The organism is Pseudomonas sp. TWI929 (assembly GCF_039673335.1).
Lineage (GTDB): Bacteria > Pseudomonadota > Gammaproteobacteria > Pseudomonadales > Pseudomonadaceae > Aquipseudomonas.
Map to the genome: position 1 here is coordinate 168594 of NZ_JBDJLK010000001.1, position 17687 is coordinate 186280.

The 17687-nt window shown below is 63.0% G+C and carries 17 protein-coding genes and 1 pseudogene; 9 read left to right on the plus strand and 9 right to left on the minus strand.

Features of this window, described 5'->3' with window-relative positions:
- The first annotated feature begins 74 nt into the window (after window positions 1-74).
- From ABE456_RS00805 to ABE456_RS00815, 3 genes are all read left to right on the plus strand, one after another.
- On the plus strand, window positions 75-236 hold the full coding sequence (locus ABE456_RS00805) for a hypothetical protein (protein WP_346642272.1): 162 nt from the start codon (window positions 75-77) through the stop codon (window positions 234-236).
- A 96-nt stretch (window positions 237-332) separates the two neighbouring features.
- Complete coding sequence (locus ABE456_RS00810) at window positions 333-902, plus strand: GNAT family N-acetyltransferase (RefSeq protein WP_346642273.1); 570 nt, start codon at window positions 333-335, stop codon at window positions 900-902.
- Window positions 903-962: 60 nt separating this feature from the next.
- Window positions 963-2330: an erythromycin esterase family protein gene (locus ABE456_RS00815; protein WP_346642274.1), complete on the plus strand. Its 1368-nt coding sequence runs from the start codon at window positions 963-965 to the stop codon at window positions 2328-2330.
- 26 nt (window positions 2331-2356) lie between these two features.
- Here ABE456_RS00815 and ABE456_RS00820 read toward each other — a convergent pair.
- From ABE456_RS00820 to ABE456_RS00840, 5 genes and pseudogenes are all read right to left on the minus strand, one after another.
- Window positions 2357-2467 (minus strand): annotated as a pseudogene (locus tag ABE456_RS00820) (alpha/beta hydrolase); the annotation flags it as partial.
- A gap of 28 nt (window positions 2468-2495) precedes the next feature.
- Entirely contained in the window at window positions 2496-3188 is a 693-nt protein-coding gene (locus ABE456_RS00825) for a phosphoribosyltransferase (RefSeq protein ID WP_346642275.1), read from the minus strand.
- Window positions 3189-3251: 63 nt separating this feature from the next.
- The gene (locus ABE456_RS00830; protein WP_346642382.1) at window positions 3252-3860 is read right to left on the minus strand and encodes a hypothetical protein; all 609 of its coding nucleotides are present in this window, start codon (window positions 3858-3860) and stop codon (window positions 3252-3254) included.
- 56 nt (window positions 3861-3916) lie between these two features.
- On the minus strand, window positions 3917-5284 hold the full coding sequence (locus ABE456_RS00835) for an MBL fold metallo-hydrolase (protein WP_346642276.1): 1368 nt from the start codon (window positions 5282-5284) through the stop codon (window positions 3917-3919).
- The gene (locus ABE456_RS00840) at window positions 5275-6201 is read right to left on the minus strand and encodes a universal stress protein (RefSeq protein ID WP_346642277.1); all 927 of its coding nucleotides are present in this window, start codon (window positions 6199-6201) and stop codon (window positions 5275-5277) included. Before ABE456_RS00840 ends, ABE456_RS00835 begins: the two co-directional genes overlap by 10 nt.
- A gap of 180 nt (window positions 6202-6381) precedes the next feature.
- Between ABE456_RS00840 and ABE456_RS00845 the strand changes: the two genes are divergently transcribed.
- Window positions 6382-6930, plus strand: a complete 549-nt coding sequence (locus ABE456_RS00845) for a GNAT family N-acetyltransferase (protein WP_346642278.1) — start codon at window positions 6382-6384, stop codon at window positions 6928-6930.
- 27 nt (window positions 6931-6957) lie between these two features.
- On the opposite strand, the gene ABE456_RS00850 is transcribed toward ABE456_RS00845, so the two are convergent.
- Window positions 6958-7884: a universal stress protein gene (locus tag ABE456_RS00850; RefSeq protein WP_346642279.1), complete on the minus strand. Its 927-nt coding sequence runs from the start codon at window positions 7882-7884 to the stop codon at window positions 6958-6960.
- A 199-nt stretch (window positions 7885-8083) separates the two neighbouring features.
- On the opposite strand from ABE456_RS00850, the gene ABE456_RS00855 reads away from it, so the two are divergent.
- The 4 genes from ABE456_RS00855 (at window position 8084) to ABE456_RS00870 (ending at window position 11503) form a co-directional block, all read left to right on the plus strand.
- Entirely contained in the window at window positions 8084-9157 is a 1074-nt protein-coding gene (locus tag ABE456_RS00855; protein ID WP_346642280.1) for an NAD(P)-dependent alcohol dehydrogenase, read from the plus strand.
- Between the two features lie 80 nt (window positions 9158-9237).
- Window positions 9238-9456 (plus strand): hypothetical protein, encoded by a 219-nt coding sequence (locus ABE456_RS00860; protein ID WP_346642281.1) that lies wholly within the window; start codon window positions 9238-9240, stop codon window positions 9454-9456.
- 2 nt (window positions 9457-9458) lie between these two features.
- Window positions 9459-10280 carry a helix-turn-helix domain-containing protein gene (locus tag ABE456_RS00865; RefSeq protein WP_346642282.1) on the plus strand — a complete coding sequence of 274 codons (822 nt, stop codon included), beginning with the start codon at window positions 9459-9461 and terminating at the stop codon, window positions 10278-10280.
- Window positions 10265-11503 carry a DUF4010 domain-containing protein gene (locus ABE456_RS00870; RefSeq protein ID WP_346642283.1) on the plus strand — a complete coding sequence of 413 codons (1239 nt, stop codon included), beginning with the start codon at window positions 10265-10267 and terminating at the stop codon, window positions 11501-11503. The genes ABE456_RS00865 and ABE456_RS00870 overlap by 16 nt, the downstream gene beginning before the upstream one ends.
- Before the next feature lie 317 nt (window positions 11504-11820).
- On the opposite strand, the gene ABE456_RS00875 is transcribed toward ABE456_RS00870, so the two are convergent.
- On the minus strand, window positions 11821-13074 hold the full coding sequence (locus tag ABE456_RS00875) for a helix-turn-helix domain-containing protein (RefSeq protein ID WP_346642284.1): 1254 nt from the start codon (window positions 13072-13074) through the stop codon (window positions 11821-11823).
- A gap of 238 nt (window positions 13075-13312) precedes the next feature.
- Here ABE456_RS00875 and ABE456_RS00880 point away from each other — a divergent pair, with 238 nt between their 5' ends.
- Complete coding sequence (locus ABE456_RS00880) at window positions 13313-14182, plus strand: phytanoyl-CoA dioxygenase family protein (RefSeq protein ID WP_346642285.1); 870 nt, start codon at window positions 13313-13315, stop codon at window positions 14180-14182.
- A 116-nt stretch (window positions 14183-14298) separates the two neighbouring features.
- On the opposite strand, the gene ABE456_RS00885 is transcribed toward ABE456_RS00880, so the two are convergent.
- On the minus strand, window positions 14299-15261 hold the full coding sequence (locus ABE456_RS00885) for a YCF48-related protein (protein WP_346642286.1): 963 nt from the start codon (window positions 15259-15261) through the stop codon (window positions 14299-14301).
- A 10-nt stretch (window positions 15262-15271) separates the two neighbouring features.
- A complete protein-coding gene (locus tag ABE456_RS00890) occupies window positions 15272-17686 on the minus strand; it encodes an efflux RND transporter permease subunit (protein WP_346642287.1) in 2415 nt (804 codons plus the stop codon).
- Window position 17687 lies beyond the last annotated feature (1 nt).

Here is a 17687-nt window from a genome sequence, read left to right on the forward strand (position 1 = left end):
TCATCACCACCTGATCGTCGGGTCATGCGCGCACACTCTGCGCTTACGCCAATCGCTGCGGCTACGACACCGTGGTGATCACCAGCCCTCACCGCGCCGGGCAGTTCGCGACCCTGGAATACCTGCTGAGCAGCCTCACATGCAACTTGCTGGTGGTCCACGCCAAGGCGCGCCAGCAGCAGTTGGCTATCGCTGAGTCAGAGGCGTTGCGCGACTCGCTTTTTCTATCGGTTTGACAGGTGATGAGTGCAGCAATTGACAACTGTCAAGTCAGCGCAAGGCCCGCTGCCGAAACTGAACTTCCTTGTTCATTCAACACAGAGGACATTGCCATGGCGCCCGCCGAGACTTCCCGTGTGCACACAACGCCTTCGTTTCCCAAACCTTCGGGTGAATACTGGATCGAAGCCCTTGAAAACGGCGTTCACGTGCTGATCAGGCCCCTGCAGGCCAAGGACCGAGAACGCGAAAAAGCCTTCATCGAACGGCTGTCGCCCGAGTCGCGGCATTTCCGCTTCCTGTGCCAGCTCAGGGAGCCCAGTAAAGCCATGCTCGACCAGCTGATGAAGGTCGACCAGGATCGCCAGGCGGCCTACGTCGCCCTCGCCCACGTGGATGGCGAATTGCAGGAAGTGGGCATTTCCCGCTACGCCACCGCTAGCGACAAGGACGAGTGCGAATGCGCCGTTACCGTCATGGACAGCTGGCAGCACCATGGCTTGGGCCACCTGCTGCTCAAGCACCTGATCGACCATGCCCGGGCGAAGGGCTTGCGGCAGATGTATTCGGTAGACGCGGCAGCCAACCACGCGATGCGCGACTTGGCCAAGGCGGCGGGGTTCACCACCGCCGCTGACCCGGATGATCCCAGCCAGGTCATCCACCGGCTCTCCCTGATCTGACCCTGGGCCGCCGCACCCTGACAGGTCAAGGCGCGGCGGCCCGACTACGGGAGTTTTCCCATGAACGACCCTTCGAATAAATTGATGGAAAAACTCTACGGCAAGCAGTATCAGGTCGACACTGCCGATATTGCCCCGGTGCTTCATCAGTACGCCGAACCTTTGCCAGACCTGGATACGCCGGCATTCGCAGCGCTGTTCGACCGCTACGCTGACGCGCGCGTCGTCCTGCTGGGCGAGGCAAGCCACGGCAGCAGCGAGTTCTATCGCGCCCGAGCGGCGATCACCCGGCGCCTGATCGAGCAGCATGGCTTCAACATCGTCGCCGTCGAGGCCGACTGGCCGGATGCCGGGCATGTCGATCAGTATGTCCGAGGCTTGGCGCACTCGGCGTGGAAACGCCATATTTTCAGCCGTTTTCCTACCTGGATGTGGCGCAATAGCGAAGTCAAAGTCTTCACCCAATGGCTGCACGGGCACAACCGCCTGCTGCCCACCGACCACCGGGTAGAATTCCGCGGCCTGGATGTTTACAGCCTGCGCAATTCCATCCATGAAGTCCTGGCATATCTGGACCGGGTCGATCCGCATCTGGCCCATGAAGCCCGTCGCCGCTACGGTTGCCTGACGCCTTGGCAGGACGACCCCGCGCTTTACGGGCACTTTGTCGAGCGCGGTGGGGTCATGCCTTGCGAGCAACCGGTGATCCAGCAGTTGAATGTCATGCTCGCCGAGCAGCTGTCAGGGCTTATCCGCAATGATGAGGCCTTCTTTAACGCAACGCAGAACGCCCGAGTAATCATCGCCGCGGAACAGTATTACCGCGCCATCTACCGAGGTTCGACGGCTTCCTGGAACCTGCGCGACCGGCACATGTTCGATACCTTGCGCGCGCTGCTGGATCACCGTGGTCCCCACGCCAAGGCGGTGGTCTGGGCGCACAACTCCCATATCGGCAATGCCGGCGCCACGGAAATGGGCTGGAAAGGCCAGTTCAACATCGGCCAGCTTTGCCGTAGCGCTTTCGGGCACGACGCGGTACTGATCGGCATGGCCACCGACCGCGGCCAGGTGGCCGCCGCCGATGACTGGGACGGCGACATGCAGATCAAGGAAATCCGCCCTTCGCGCAGCGACAGCTGGGAGCACCAGTTCCACCTCGCAGGCGTGCCAGCCTGCCTGAGCGACTGGCGCGACCCACAACGCAAGGCGTTGCGCCATGCGTTGTCCACAGTGCTACTCGAACGCGCTATCGGCGTCATCTATCGCCCCGAGAGCGAACGGCAGAGCCACTACTTCGAGGCGGTGCTGGCCGAGCAGTACGACGCGCTGCTCTGGTTCGAGCAGACACGTCCGGTCACTGCCCTGCCCTTGCCGAAACAGCAGCATCTTGAGCCTGAGGACGAAACCTATCCATTTGGTGTATGAGCCTCGGCGAAGCCCCATCAGGCAGAATTGCGGGCGCTAAGACGCCCGCTGCCGCTACCATGGGCGAAGATGACCAAGGCGCCAGCGTTGGCCGGCTCGCGCACGTCCGCCATGAGTTCGACGCCTGCCAGCTTCATCGTCTGCGTGCGAACTTAACCCCTGTGCTCAGTCATGGGGTGCACTCCGGCAAAGCGCTTGCTGATCGGCTTGCCCCATGAGCGTCATGACTTCCTCGTCCGATGTCTGCGGGAAATCCTGATACCAATAGCCAACCGAAACCATCCGCTCAGGAACCAGCGGGCACACCAGCTCATCCACCTCACCGTACAGCGTTTCGAGCGTTTCTGGCGGTGCAACCGGGATGGCTACCACGATCCGCGCCGGTGACTGGGCTCGCGCCGCCTGGATAGCCGCCCTCATCGTGGCGCCGGTCGCCAGGCCATCATCGATGAGAATCACCACCTGAGCCTTGAGCTGCAGGGCTGGCCGCCCTCCCCGGTAAGCCCGCTCACGCCGGGCCAGCTCCTCGGTTTCCCTGGCAACCACAGCGTCGAACACCGCGGGTTCTACCGGATAGGCCCGCAGCATGTCGTCATTGAGGAAAGTGACTCCGCCGCTGGCTATCGCACCCATGGCGAACTCGGGGTGAAACGGCATGCCGAGCTTACGCACCACCAGCAGGTCCAGGCGGACGTTGAGGGCGGTCGCCACTTCGTAGGCCACCGGAACGCCACCACGCGGCAGTGCGAGCACGATCACGTCGGGCCTGCCAGCGTAGCGGGCCAGTGGCTCGACCAGGCATCGTCCAGCCTGGGTACGGTCGGCAAACAAGGTTGGCAAGGCAAGATCATGGGACATGAACACCTCCCGCGCCGCGATGGGCGCCTGTCATGGCAGCTTCCGATGGGGCCGTTGATTGCGTCAAGGCGTGTCTGCATGCCCCTCCTCGGGCAACAGGTCGAACTGTGCGAGGCAACGCTGCTCATCAGCGGGGGTCAGCGCCTTCAGGCCACTCACTTCCTGCATCGGTGTCTCGAACAACGCCAGGCGGATCACCCCATTACGCTGGAGGAAGGTTTGCGCCAGGCAGGTGCACACAGGCTTGCCGACCAACGCTGCAAGCTGCTCATTTTCAGGCGCCTGCACCTGTGCCTGCAGGTTGGCCGAGCAGTTTTCCACGATTTGCGCCACGGAGCGCCCGGCCAGCCATACGGTGGCACCGCCCAGCATCGCCAGGAGCAACAGCATGCCCATCAGCACGTTCGATTCCCGGGTGATCGAGCGCAGGAAGGCCAGCCTGGCCTGCCAGCCCGTCTCCTGGCCGTTGAAAATGGCTTTGCCGACCGTGCGTTTCACGCCACGCTGCACAGCCCAGCCCAGCGCCACACACAGGGCCAACAGGCTCAGGAGCACGGCCGGATCGCGCATGGGCATGCGCCAACTCGGGCTCACGGCACGGTAGACAGACGCCGCTATGAGTAACGTGGCGATGGCCACGATCCAGCCCACGCTGCCCCTGGGGCGGTGCATCCAGGCCCTTAGTTTCGCACGTGCTTGCGTATTCATGACTACCTCCCGCGCCGGGTTCAGCGCACAGGGTCGATGGCAACGGTTTCCTGATATTCCGGCACGCACACCTGCCAGCCCAGCTCCAGGCTGATGCGCCGTCGCAAGGTGTCGGCGGCGTGTGGCTCGCCATGGATGACGTAGGTCTGCCGCGGTGGCCGGGTGAAACCGCGCAACCACTCCATGATCTCGTCGGCGTCGGCGTGGGCGGAGAGGTTTTCCATGGCGTGCACCTGCGCCCGGATGGGCACGTCTTCGCCCTGCAGGCGTACGCTGTGGGCGCCAGCGACGATATCGGCGCCGCGCGTGCCGCCCGCCTGAAAACCGGAGAACAGGATGCTGTTGCGCGGATTGGGGGCCAGCGCCTTCAGGTGGTGCAGCACCCGGCCACCGGTGGCCATGCCACTGGCGGCAATGATCACCGCCGGCTCGCGCAGCTGGTCAAGGTGGCGGGACTCATCGACCGTGCGGATGATCCGTGTGCCCTTGCACATCGCGGCGCACTCCGCCGCCGGTAGCCGATGTTCGTTGCGAAACTGCTGGTACAGGGCGGTGGCATCGGTGGCCATCGGGCTGTTGAGGTACACCGGGATATCCGGGATCAGCCGGTCACGCTTGAGCTTGTAGAGGTAATACATCAGCAGCTGGGCGCGCCCGACAGCGAATGAAGGAACCAGGACGATGCCATGGCGCAGGAGTGTCTGGTTGATGACCTGGGCCAGATACTGCTCGGTCGATTCTGCCGGGTGCTGGCGATCACCGTAGGTGGACTCCACCAGCAGCACATCCGCCGTGCGGATCAGCTCCGGTGCCCGCATGATCGGATCTTGCGGCCTGCCCAGGTCTCCCGAGAAGACCAAGGTCTGCCCCTCGGCACTGATCTGCACCGTCGCCGCGCCCAGGATATGGCCAGCCGTGCGCAGCAGCAGGTCCATGCCCTCGGCAATCGGCGTTGCTTGATGCAGCTCCACCGGGCGTAACAGTGCCAGCGCCTGTTTCGCATCCTGCTCGGTATAAAGCGGCCGCGCCGGGGTGTGTTTGGAATAGCCGTGGCGATTGGCATGTTCGGCCTGCTCTTCCTGCAGCCGCGCGCTGTCGAGCAGGAGCACTTCAGCCAGGGCGCAGGTTGCCGGAGTGGCATAGATCGGTCCGTTATAGCCCTCCCTGGCCAATACTGGCAGGTAGCCGCTATGGTCGAGATGGGCGTGGGTCAGCACGACCGCATCCAGCGCCCGCAGTGCCGGGGGCAAGGGTTCCCAGTTGCGCAGGCGCAATTGCTTGTAGCCCTGGAACAGCCCGCAGTCCACCAGTATCCGCGTGCGGTCGCGGGTCAACAGGAATTTGCTGCCGGTCACCGTCCCGGTGCCGCCGAGAAAGGTCAGTTGCATGGCCAAGTCTCCTGGGTTTCGAACACATGGGGATGAACCGCGAGCACGCTGCACGGCGGGTGGCCGACGATGCGTTCAGTGGTGTCGCCCAGCAGCTTGTCCAGCCCTTTGGGCTGCACCACGCCCATCACCACAGCGTCGACTTCCAGGGCCACGACCTGTTCGCGAATCACCTGCACCGGGCCGCCCTCCACGAAGTGTCGGCGGTCCGGCGCCACCCCTTCGGCCTCGGCCAAGGCGTTGAAGGGTTCCTGCAGCGCCGCGCGCATCTCGTCGATCCACGCCTGGGTGACGTTCATGTCCGCGGCAAACACCCCGGCCAGGTTGTAGGCCGACAGCAGATGCAACGCAGCATCGCACTGCAGTGCCAACGCCTGGGCGACGCGAATCAGCCCTCGATTGAACTGTTCCTGAACCTCTGGCGTCTCGCTGAAACAGGTATCCACGGCGACCAGAACGCGCTGAGGCAATGTAACGGCCGCTTTGGGCACGAACAGGGTGAGCCCCTTGAAACCGCGCATCAGCGCACTGTCCAGCGGGGTACCGAACAGCCGCGCCAGGGCCGACGCGGATTCGCTGTCCTTGATGACCAGGTCCGGCTGCAGTTCGCTGATGTAGTCGATGGCCTCGCTGCGGATATCGTCGGCGGCGAGGCTGTCGACCGTCAGTGTCACACCGCTGCCGCGGTGCCGTTCGACCAGCTCCTGCAGTTTCACGCAGTAGTGGTCGTACTGGCGTTTGATATCAGCCTCGTTCAGGCGCTCTTCGCGCAGCAGGTGCTCCTCGCTCGGCTCGAACAACCCAAGCACATGCACGCTGGCGCCGCTGACATGCGCCAGCGCCAGCCCCCTGCGCAGCGCGGCTGAATGGGGATCGACTTCGGTAAGCAGCACCAGCAATTGTCGAAACTGACCCATGATGAACCTCCGGGCTTGCGCGACTGGGATGTGATGAGGGGATTTTCCGAACACTGGCGCGCTGGCGTTTGATGCAGATCAGAAACTGGTGATCCGGCCCGAACTTGACGATTGTCAGATCCGCAGCGGCGCGCCACGTTACAACGGCTTAAGGCATCTATCCGGGTAACGGGAGGCACCATGAACACGCAGCAGACTGAACAACCGGACGCCTGCGAGCACTGGGTCGAAAAGCTTGATGACGGTACGCCCGTGCTGATCCGCCCGCTGCGCGAGGAGGATCACGACCGGGACAAGCGTTTTCTCAGCACGATCGCCTACGAGTCTCGGCGCTTCCGCCTCATCGCTGGGCTCAGTGGCGGCCTGCCCAGCCTGGACCCGCAAGGGATGCCGGTCGACTACCACCAGCGCATGGCCTACATCGCGCTGGCGCACGTCGACGGCTGCCTGCAGCAAATTGGCGTCAGCCGTTACGCCGGCATACCGGGCAGCCCGCGCTGCGAGTGTGCGGTAGCGGTGCGTGAGGACTGGCAGCGCAAAGGCCTGGGTTCGCGCTTGCTGCGGCACCTGATCGACGCGGCGCGGCGCAGTGGCTATGAGTGGATGATTTCCAGGGACCTGGCGAACAATTACGCCATGCACCGGCTGACCAAGGGGCTGGGGTTCAGCTCACGCTACTTGGGCGGCGATGTCAGCGAGATTCTCCACGAACTGGACCTGCGGGCCTGAAAACAAGGCCCTTGCGGGCCTTGTACCTCACCCCTGGGAATGCTCGGGGGAAATCACCAGCACACTGCTTGACAAGCGATGCAACACCCGCTCGGCAGTACTGCCGATGAACCAGCCGATGCCATGGTGGTGATAACTGCCCATGACCAGTACGTCGATATCATTGTTGTCCATGAACACGGCCAGGACCTTGGCCGGGTCGCCTATGCGCATGTGGCGGTGCTCGGCGGCAATGCCATTGCGCTCGGCGAGGGCCTGGAAGGCGTCGCTCTGGGCTTCGTGTAGCGTCCGGGCGAGGTTGGAATCGAACAGGAACGAATGCTCCCGGCTGCCGCCGGCGTCCAGGTACATGGAACCCAGGTCGTAGGCATACAGCAATTCGATCTGCGCGCTGCACTGCAGAGCCAGTTTCAGCGCCTCGCTGATGATCTGGTCATTGAAGCCTTCGAACTGATCCTCGGGCCTGGACAGGTCCACGGCCGCCAGGATCCTGCGCGGTAACGCATGGCTGGCCTTGTGCACCAGATGCAGCGGGATGCGGGTTTCGCGCAGCAGCTGGATATCCAGGGAGGTGAACATGGCACGCGCCCACCAGGGCTCATGCTCGAACTCCTTGATCAGCAGGGCGAACGGCTGTTCGCGCAGGTGCACCAGGATCTCGTTCAAGGGATGTTGCACCCACACCACTTCAGTGGTGACTGTGACACCGTTGCGCCGCATCGGCTGCGCCTGGTTTTCCAACCACTCCCGGTGTTGCTGCACGTAGCCTTCGCGCATCACTGCCAGCGCCTGGTCATTGACCAGGCCCGCCGTGGCAAGCCCTTCCACATAGTCGAAAGCCACGATGTGCAGCGCCATGCCCTTGGCCTTGGCCAAGGCTGCGGCTCGGTCGTAGACGGGGGTTCGGCGCATCAGGGGCGATGCGATCAACAGCAGTCTTTGCGGGGTTTCCATGGCACACCTCTGCGGTTGCGATACGTACCCGAAGCATCGGTTAACCGTGTTTTGCAGACTTGACGTTTGTCAACTGGCGCCCCTACGGACCAACGGTCTTTCCCGCAGCATACAAATTTGACGCGGATCAACGTATCGCCGATTGCCGGGCGCACGCTACACCCATATCAACAACAATCTCCAGCCTCGGAGGCGTGCCATGGCCCTGATGAAAGCAGCGGTGTTCGTCGACAGGAACCGTATCGTGCTGGACGATAAACCCGTACCCGATATCGGCCCCCTGGACGCCTTGCTGCGCATCACCACCACCACGATCTGTGGCACCGACGTGCATATCCTGCGCGGCGAGTACCCGGTGGCCAAGGGGCTGACCGTCGGCCATGAGCCGGTCGGTGTGATCGAAAAGCTCGGCTCGCAGGTGCAGGGGTTCCATGAAGGCCAGCGCGTCATCGCTGGCGCCATCACCCCCAGCGGCCACAGCAACGCCTGCCTGTGTGGGTGCAGCTCGCAGGATGGCGCAGGCACCACCCATGGCTTCAAGGCCATCGGCGGCTGGAAGTTCGGCAACATCATCGACGGCTGCCAGGCCGAATACGTACGTGTGCCGGACGCCATGGCCAACCTCTCCCCCATTCCCGATCAGCTGAGCGACGAGCAGGTACTGATGTGCCCGGACATCATGTCCACCGGGTTTTCCGGGGCCGAACGTGGTGGCGTGACCCTGGGCGACACCGTGGCCGTGTTCGCCCTGGGGCCTATCGGCCTGTGCGCGGTCGCCGGGGCCCGGCTGCTCGGCGCGACCACCATCATTGGCGTCGATACCGTGGCCGAGCGGATCCATGTCGCTCGCCGCATGGGCGCCGACCACATCGTCGATTTCAGGCAGGGCAACGTGGTCGAGCAGGTCATGGCGCTCACCGGCGGGCGCGGCGTGGATGTGGCAATAGAAGCGCTGGGCACGCAAGCCACCTTCGAGGCGGCGCTGCGGGTGCTGCGCCCGGGCGGCACCTTATCCAGCCTGGGCGTGTACAGCGCCGACCTGCACATACCACTGGGCCCGTTCGCTGCTGGCCTGGGTGACTACCGCATCATCACGACCTTGTGCCCCGGCGGCAAAGAACGCATGCGTCGGTTGATGGCGGTGGTCGCCAGTGGCCGGGTCGACGTTTCACCGTTGGTCACGCACCGCATGCGCCTCGATGACATCGAAGCCGCCTACGAACTGTTCGCCCACCAGCGCGATGGGGTGATGAAAGTGGCGATCACCCCCTGACCCTCGCGCGCTGGAGGCAGGGACGCCTTTGTTTGCATCGTTCCGCAGTTTTCTTGCCCATGCATGCTCCGGAGGCACCCATGAACATCTACCTCGAGAACAACACCGAACAGAACCGCTGCTGGGTCCGCATGGACGACTGGCGGGTGAGTTTCAGCACAGCCGCTGAAGCCGAACAGTTTGTCGAGCGGCTCAACGCCCGCCTCAACGCCCCCCATTCGCTGGACATGCTGGCGGATTGGGCACCCCGACCAGGTGTGACGGTCCGGGCGGATCTGCGATGTGCGAAGGGGGCCTGAAGATGACTGGCCAACTGAAAGTCACGCTGCTCGATCAGCCTGCTGCGTCGCGCACCTCCCCTCCGGTTCACCTGAAACCGCTGACCACGCTGTGCCGCGACTGTCGGGTCAGCGGCTTGTGCCTGCCCACCGGTCTGCCCGTGCATGACAACAGCTGCCTGGGCGCACTGATCGGGCCGCGCATGCGCATCCGCAAAGGCGCGGCACTGTTCAATGCCAATGCGCCCTTGACCACGCTCTATGCCGTGCGCTGCGGCAGTTTCAAGACCAGCCTCAACAGCGCCGAAGGCCAGGGTGTAGTGATCAACTTCTGGATGCCGGGTGACGTGCTCGGCCTGGATGCCATCGCCACCGATCACCATGTCTGCGACGCGATCGCCCTGGAAGACAGCGAAGTCTGCCCGGTCCCCTATCGTCGCCTGCAAACGCTGGCACGCGACTTTCCGGTCTTGCAGCAAAGCCTGAACCGCTTGATGAGCCGGGAGATCGTGCGTGAGCACGAGCGCGTACTGATGCTGTGCAACCTCACTGCCGAACAGCGCCTGGCCAGTTTTCTGATCGGGCTGTCCAGGCGCTTCGTCAACCGTGGCTACTCCGCCCATGGCTTCATGTTACGCATGTCGCGCGAGGACATAGCATCCTACCTGGGCCTGCGCCTGGAGACCGTATGCCGATCGGTCGCCCGCTTGCGTGCGCAAGGCATCGTCAGCCTGCGCGGCAGGCTGGTGGAAATACTCGACATGCCAGCATTGATGGCGATCGAGCAAGGCGGCCCTGACGGTGAACGCAAGCAATGCCTGAAAGCGCCATGCTCGACACCCTGAATGTTGGCCATGGCGCCGTGGCCTTGGGCATCGGCATGCTCGTGGGCCTTGAGCGCGAACGCAAGAAACGCCGCGATGAAGAACCTGCCGCCGCCGGGCTGAGAACTTTTGCCATCACCGCCCTGCTGGGCTATGTCAGCATGTTGCTGGCAGGACCTGTGCTAGTCGGGACAGCGAGCCTGGGCCTGGTACTGCTGCTCTGCCTGCAGTACCGCCACACGCCCGGGAAAGCGCCAGATGTGACAGGCGAGATCGCGCTTCTACTCGTGCTTGTGCTGGGCGCGCTGAGCGTTGCCGAGCCTGAGCTCGCTGCTGCGGCAGGTGTGGTCTCGACCGTGTTGCTGGCCTTGCGCCGCGAGCTGCATCATTTCGTGCTACAGCAATTGAGCGAGCAGGAACTGCGCGATGGTTTGACGTTGCTGACGGTGGCCCTGGTGGTATTGCCGCTGACACCGGATCGTTTTCTGGGTCCTTACAACGTGCTCAACCCACGCACTATCTGCACCCTGGTCGTCCTGCTGATGACAGTGGCGGCGTTGGGCCATATCGCCATGCGCCTCATGGGCCCGCGTTATGGCCTGCCCTTGAGCGCCATCGCTTCAGGCTTTGCTTCCGGTTCGGCGACCATTGCCCTGCTGGCCCATGAGGCCCGGCGACAAAGCCCAGCGGTACGGCCCCTCGCTGCGGCGGCGGTGTTGTCCAACCTGGCAACCATCACCCAGGTCGCCCTGGTGCTGAGTATCATCGATATCCAGCTGCTCGGCCCTTTCCTGCCCGCGCTCGGCCTCGGCGCGCTGGTGACCGCGATCTATGGCACGTTGCTGCTCGCGCCTTGGCGCGCGGTATCGAGCAGTTCGGCGGTGCATCCGGGCGATGGTGCCTTCAACCTGTGGACAGCCCTCATCATCACCCTCGCCCTGACCGGTATCGCGCTGCTCTCGGCATTTCTGCTCGAACAACTGGGACACAACGGGGCCAGCATCGCTGCGTTCATCAGCGGCCTGGGCGATGCCCACGCCGCAACGGCGTCGGCAGCCTCGCTGGTGGTTGCGGGCCGGCTGCAGGTGGCGGAGCTCCTGGTGCCGGGTATGCTGGCTTTGACGGGGAACACCCTGACCAAATGTGTTTTGGCGTTCATCAATGGCGGCTACGATTTTGCGCGATACCTAGTGCCAGCGCAGCTCATTATTCTCGGGGCGATGTGGCTGGGAATGCTGGCGTAAAGCAGCGTTGCTGCCAGCTTTCCACAAATCGCGCTCCGACGACCTACCTCAGCAATATCGTCCTAGAGCAGTGTCCAAATGCTCTTCGGCAGCGACGAAAACATGTAGGAACTACAACGTGGGCGCATTCGAGCGGAGCCAGTTGACGCAAGCTCATGGCAAATCACTAGGTTTATAACTGCTCGAATTCTGGTTCCTGGCCCGCAGCCCTGAGTAACCTTGACCCCAGATCAATGCGGGTGGCGTTGTAAATTTTCGATTGAGTTAACTTTGACAGGGCTCATTACGTATCGTTGACTCTGGACGTGCTTTGACAACTATTTCTCGTCGTCTGCAAATGGGGTATTCCAGATCACCAGCTCGAGTGCGGCAGCAATCTGGATGCGATGGTCGCCAAACGGGATAGGCAGCAAGTCCTGGGCGCGCTCCAGCCGGCGTAGTAAGGTATTGCGATGGGTACCCAGCACCTCGGCGGTCTGGGTGATGTTGCAGCCATTGGCCAGGAAGGCGTGCAACGAATGCTGAAGCACCGTGGGCTCGGTCGCCAAGCGCCCCAGCGTGCTCAAGACGAACTGCCTGGCCGCGCGGGCATCCTGGGTCATCAGCGACACCATCCTCACCTGATCGATCGTGGCAACGGCGGGTGAGCCCGCCAAACGGCCCATCAACCGCTGGGTGGTCAAGGCTTCCAGGTGCGAGCGCCGGAAGCCATTCATCCCCGCGCCCGCCGAACCGATTGCCGCGCGTATCTTCGGAAATTGCCGGGCGACGCCCTGCAGCAGGTTCAGGTCCAGCGGCTTTGCCGCATTGCTCCAGGCCCACAGGGTCGCAGGGCCCGCGAATACGATCAGAGGCGCTACCGTGCCCGTGAGCTGCGCCAGGGCACGCGCCATATCCTCCAAGGGGCGAATCTCGGCGTCCGGGGTTTCGCTCCAGACGAGGCAGGCATGGTGCCTCTGAGCCAGGCTGTAGCCCAGTCGCCTGCCGAACTGCTCCGCGTCCACATCCCTGCCATCGAGCAGCCGGCTGACCAGGCTGCGTTTATCGATAGGGTCGTCATGGGCCTGGGCGCTTTTCTCCTCGAGGATGATCTGCGTCACCACACGCATGTTGCTGTCGATGAATTCCGAGATCGACCGCGACGAGACCTCCAGGAATTCCTCGAGCACCGCGGGATCCTGCGTCAGGCTGAAGGCCATCTTCATCCACAGGTCCCAGGCTGCGTTCTGTGTCGACCTTGCAACATTCATCAGCAGTTCGGACAACCCCCTGCGGGCGAGCTCCCTGGCCGTGTCCACCATGTCAGCGGACACATAGGGCTCCACCGGCTCCCCAGGGCGCTGCAGGTTGGCATTCGCCCAGTGCAGCAACTCTGCGCGGTTGGCGCGCCGGCACGCCGCGAGGATGACCGGGTCCTCCAGCAACCTGGCATCTTCGGGCGAAGAGAACAGTGACTGGTTCAGGCGCTCGACCCACTCGGGTGGCAGCGCCTGAGCGAGTTCGGCGCCTTTGCGCATGAGCTCGCGAACGGTTTCCGAGGGGCGTGGCCAGGGTGATGGCGTGCTGGTCATGGGCGGTGCAAATCACTCAAAAATCGGCTGGAAAATGGTGCAGTTCGTACCTTGGCGCAGGGCCAGTGGAAACCTAGCATGAACTCACTGCCTGAACAAAAAATACAAGGAGGCACCGTGACGCTCCATGTCCCTTTTTTGGGCTTAGCGCAGTGGCAAGCAGGCCTGTTTCCTGATGCCCGTTGATCAAACGTCAACCCGCCTGCGCAACCGTTCCTTTCAATCTGGAGTGTTCTCAATGTCAGCCTCTCGCGACGCCACGCCAAGCCTGCCCGTGGTAACCCGCTCGACTTCCGCGCAAGAGATTGCGCTGCTGAGCGACCACGCAGGTGCGGTAATCATCCGCAACTTCATGACCCCTGAACAAGTCGTACGGATCAACAACGAACTCGACGCCCCCCTGGCCGCGCTCGATGCCGGCTCCAGGCACGAGCACGAGCTGATCGCCGAGTTCCATGGCCATCAGACCAAACGGCTCACCAACCTCGTCACCCACAGCAAGACCTTTCGTGATGAGATCCTCGATGACGACCTCTTCCACGAACTGGGGAACGTGCTTTACGCCCCGGAGTGCGGTGACTGGTGGCTGACCACGGCCCAGTTGATCGAAATCGGCCCAGGCAACAAAGCGCAAATGCTGCACCGTGACATGATGCAGTACCAACCGTTCGTGACCATGAACAAACATGCGCCACGCGCCATCACCAACCTCATGCTGGCGCTGACCGATTTCACCGAGGAAAACGGCGCCACTCGCTTGATCCCCGGGAGCCAGGACTGGGATGACTTCGACGATGTCGGAACCCCAGAGATGACGATTCCTGCCCTGCTCAAAGCCGGGGATGCCGTGCTGTTCGGCGGCAAGGTCGTCCATGGTGGCGGGGCCAACGTGACCACTGACTATTACCGTCGCGGGCTGACGATCCCGATGCAGGCTTCGATCATCACGCCTGAAGAAGCCTACCCGTTAATCGTGCCGCTCGAGCTGGTGCGCACGCTTTCTCCGCGGGTACAGAAGATCCTCGGTTTCCGCTCCCAATACCCCAATGGTAGCCCTGGCCTTTGGCAACATAACTACGCAGACCTGGCGGATTACCTTCAGCTCTAGCGTCCAGCGTTGACTTGCCTGGGCCTGAAGGTGCCACGACCACCCAATCGCCCAGGCAAGGAAACAGGCCAGGCATCGGTTTGCGATGCCTGGCTTCTGAGCGAGTGGCCAACCCTTCACTCCTGGTAGGGCATTACCCCTCGGCGTGAAAACAATACAGGTACACCTTCGGCGTTGAACAATGCCGCCGTCAGTGAAAGGCCATCAGCGGTCTGCGTTTCCTGGAAACTGTGCCCGCCATCGCTGCTCTGCACGCTCAGCCCATCCAGCCCGACCGCCAGCACACGAGAGCCGGCTACCGCTACGCAAGTGACAGAGCCCTTGCTTTGCGTTGGCACTCGGCGAAAGCCCTTGCCGTCCGCTGAACCCTGCAACAGGGTGCCGCGCTGGCCACCCAGCAGCAGACGTCCATCGGCCAATACCGCGCCTGCCCACAGGGTGCCTTCGTAGCCAGTATCCAGGTAACGCCAGTTTTTACCCTGGTCCTCGGAATGCAGTACCTGCCCATGCTCAGCCGTGGCGTACAGCGTGCCGCGGCTGTCGGCAAACAGCCCCATCAGGTTGAGGTCGGCCCGCTTGGCCCCCGGCGGGGCCGGCAGCGGCTGCTCGGACCACGTCTGGCCCCCATCCTCGGTAGTCAGTACCAACGACCAGAGGCCTACCGCAACGCCCTGCCGGGCATTGAAGAAGTGCACCGCGAACAGTGGCCGGTCTTCTTCGGTGGCCAGGCGCTGGACCTGCCAGGACTCCCCGCCATCGGTGGTGACCAGGATCGCGCCCCAGTGGCCAACCGCCCACCCGCGTTTGGCATCCACGAAAGACACGCCCGTCAACGGTGTGGACAGCGGTACCGACCTCGCCTGGCGCCACTGCAGGCCCTGATCGTCGGACAACAGCACGACACCGTGGTCGCCCACGGCCACCATGCGCGCCCCCGCCCAGCCGGCGGCCAGCATGGTGGCCTGCGTGGCATTGCTCGCCTGTACGGCCGGCACGGCCTGCAACGGCGCGGCCTGAAGAGACATCAGCGGCAATGCTGCTGCGAGCAAGGCCGCGGTGAATGAAACCCTGAACTTCATGCTTCTCTCCTCAGTGCACCAGCGCGCCGATCATGCGCACAGGGCGCTTACGTGGGAATACCCGCTCCAGCCAGACGGCGAAGGCCGGCAGCACGGTCATGGCCATGACCATGTTGACGATGAACATGAAGGCCAGCAGCTTGCCCATGTCGGCCTGGAACTTGAGATCCGAGAACGCCCAGGTAGCCACGCCCACCGCCAGGGTAATGGCGGTGAAGATCGTCGCAACGCCCACCTCGAGCAATGCGTGCTCGACCGCCTTGGTGATCGACTGGCCGTGGGCCAGGTGCAGTTGCAGCCGGTTGTAGATGTAGAAGGCGTAGTCGACCCCAATGCCCACGGCCAACACCATCACCGGCAAGGTGGCAATGGTCAGGCCGATCTGCAGTTCCTTCATGAACCAGTAGCCGATGAAGGTGCCGATGGTCAAAGGCAGGCAACAAACCAGCACCGCCCGCAGGTCGCGGTAGACGGCGAACACCAGCAGCGCGATCGCGGCATAGACGTAAAGCAGCATGGGAGTTTCGCTCTTCTCCACTTCTTCGTTGATAGCAGCCAGAACGCCGGCGTTGCCCGAGGCGAGGCGGATCGACAGGCCAGGCAGCGGATAGTCGCTGCGGAACGCCTTGGCGGCCTCAACCACCCTGTTGATGGTCGCGGCCTTGTGGTCGGCCAGATACAGGTGCACGGCGGACATGCTGCAATCGGTACGCACCAGCCCGGGCGTGCGCGCCACCTCGGTGGCCAGTGCTGCATAGTTCATCGGGTCGATCGGCACCGCGGCCATTTTAGGATTGCCTTCGTTGTACCCCTCGTTGAACTGACGCATGTTGCTGGAGAAGGAGGCCACCGACAGCACACCGGGCACACCCTGCATGGCCCAGACGAAGCGATCCTGGTACTGACCCGCCGCGACATCCTCGCAGGCCGCCGCCTCGCCTTCACCAGAGGCCCCCTGGTTAGCTTCGAAAACCACGCTGAGCCAGTCCAGGCCAATGTCGTAGTTGGTGGCGATGGAGACGGCATCGCGATTGAAGCGCGAGTCCTCACGCAACTCCGGGGCCCCCGCCTGCAACGAGCCGACGACCCGGTCGTGGCTTTGCCAGATCGCCACCAGGAAGACCACCAGGGCCACGCCAAGCACCCACTGTGCGTTACGCCACTCGGCGAGCCGGGACAGACCTCGCAGCCAGCGGGTACGGCGCTGCCGGGAAACTTCCTGGGCAGCCGCATAGCGATCGTCGACCCGCAGCATGGAGGCCAGCAATGGCAGCATCAGCAGGTTGGTGATGATCTTGTAGGCCACACCGAGGGAGGCCGTGATGGCGACTTCTCGTACCATCGGGATAGGAATCAGTAGCAGCGTCACGAACGACACCAGTGCGGTCACCAAAGCCAGTGTTCCCGGTATCAGCAAGCCGGTGAAGCTCGAGCGCGCCGCCTCTTCGGCACTCTTGCCGATAGCGATCTCGCGGACGATGAAGTTGATTTGCTGCACGCCATGGGAGACCCCGATGGCGAACACCAGGAAGGGCACCAGCACCGCCAACGGGTCGAGCCCGTACCCCAACAGGCGCAGGCTGCCGAACTGCCACACCAGCGAGGCCAGCGAACAGACCAGCGCCAGCAGCGTGAAGCGCAGGGAGTGGCAATACCAGTACACCGCCCCCGCGGTCAGGAGCAACGCCAGCAAACAGAACTCCAGTACGGCTGAAGCACCGTCAGCGATGTCGCCGATCTGCTTGGCGAAACCGATGATCTGGACTTCGAATTCGCCATCCTCGAATTGCTGGCGGATCTCTTTCTCCAGCCTGTGGTTGAACGCCACATAGTCCAGGTGGGCGCCATTGGTGTCGTACTCGTTGAGTTCCACCGTGATCATCGCGCTGCTCTGATCACGGGAAACCAGCGTGCCGATGAAACCACCCTGGGCAGTGGAGTTGGCGATCGTCGCGATGATCTGGTCATCCAGGTGATCGGGAGAAACCGTACCCGGTACCAGTGGATCAGCGCGAAAACCTTCTTCGGTGATTTCGTTGACGAAGGCATTGGGCGTCCACAGGGACCGCACACTGCTGCGCGACACTCCAGGAAGGAAGGTCGCTGCCTGGGTGACGTCATACAGCCGCTTCAGGCCCGGGGCGCTCCATATATCGCCCTGTCGGGCCTTGACCACGATGGTGAGCCGGTTTGCTCCCAGCAGGTCGTTGCGGTAGGCCTCGAATGTCTTGATGTATTCGTGGCCTACCGGCAATTGCTTTTCGAAGCCGGCATCCATACGCAGTTGCACGGCGAACCAGCCCATGATCAGCGTGAACACCGTCAGGCTCGCCAGTACCAGACGACGGTGCCCGAACAACACACCCTCGACGCGTGACAACAGGCCACGTGCCGGGGCTTCAGATAGCTTTACAGAACCGTTCACG

Excerpts from the sequence above, each read along its gene's own strand:
- ABE456_RS00855 (WP_346642280.1), top strand. The coding sequence starts at position 8,084 with ATGGCCCTGATGAAAGCAGCGGTGTTCGTCGACAGGAACCGTATCGTG.
- ABE456_RS00870 (WP_346642283.1), top strand. The coding sequence starts at position 10,265 with ATGCTCGACACCCTGAATGTTGGCCATGGCGCCGTGGCCTTGGGCATC.
- ABE456_RS00835 (WP_346642276.1), bottom strand. The coding sequence starts at position 5,284 with ATGCAACTGACCTTTCTCGGCGGCACCGGGACGGTGACCGGCAGCAAA.
- ABE456_RS00860 (WP_346642281.1), top strand. The coding sequence starts at position 9,238 with ATGAACATCTACCTCGAGAACAACACCGAACAGAACCGCTGCTGGGTC.
- ABE456_RS00815 (WP_346642274.1), top strand. The coding sequence starts at position 963 with ATGAACGACCCTTCGAATAAATTGATGGAAAAACTCTACGGCAAGCAG.
- ABE456_RS00825 (WP_346642275.1), bottom strand. The coding sequence starts at position 3,188 with ATGTCCCATGATCTTGCCTTGCCAACCTTGTTTGCCGACCGTACCCAG.
- ABE456_RS00810 (WP_346642273.1), top strand. The coding sequence starts at position 333 with ATGGCGCCCGCCGAGACTTCCCGTGTGCACACAACGCCTTCGTTTCCC.
- ABE456_RS00830 (WP_346642382.1), bottom strand. The coding sequence starts at position 3,860 with ATGCACCGCCCCAGGGGCAGCGTGGGCTGGATCGTGGCCATCGCCACG.
- ABE456_RS00840 (WP_346642277.1), bottom strand. The coding sequence starts at position 6,201 with ATGGGTCAGTTTCGACAATTGCTGGTGCTGCTTACCGAAGTCGATCCC.
- ABE456_RS00885 (WP_346642286.1), bottom strand. The coding sequence starts at position 15,261 with ATGAAGTTCAGGGTTTCATTCACCGCGGCCTTGCTCGCAGCAGCATTG.
- ABE456_RS00865 (WP_346642282.1), top strand. The coding sequence starts at position 9,459 with ATGACTGGCCAACTGAAAGTCACGCTGCTCGATCAGCCTGCTGCGTCG.
- ABE456_RS00845 (WP_346642278.1), top strand. The coding sequence starts at position 6,382 with ATGAACACGCAGCAGACTGAACAACCGGACGCCTGCGAGCACTGGGTC.
- ABE456_RS00850 (WP_346642279.1), bottom strand. The coding sequence starts at position 7,884 with ATGGAAACCCCGCAAAGACTGCTGTTGATCGCATCGCCCCTGATGCGC.
- ABE456_RS00875 (WP_346642284.1), bottom strand. The coding sequence starts at position 13,074 with ATGACCAGCACGCCATCACCCTGGCCACGCCCCTCGGAAACCGTTCGC.
- ABE456_RS00880 (WP_346642285.1), top strand. The coding sequence starts at position 13,313 with ATGTCAGCCTCTCGCGACGCCACGCCAAGCCTGCCCGTGGTAACCCGC.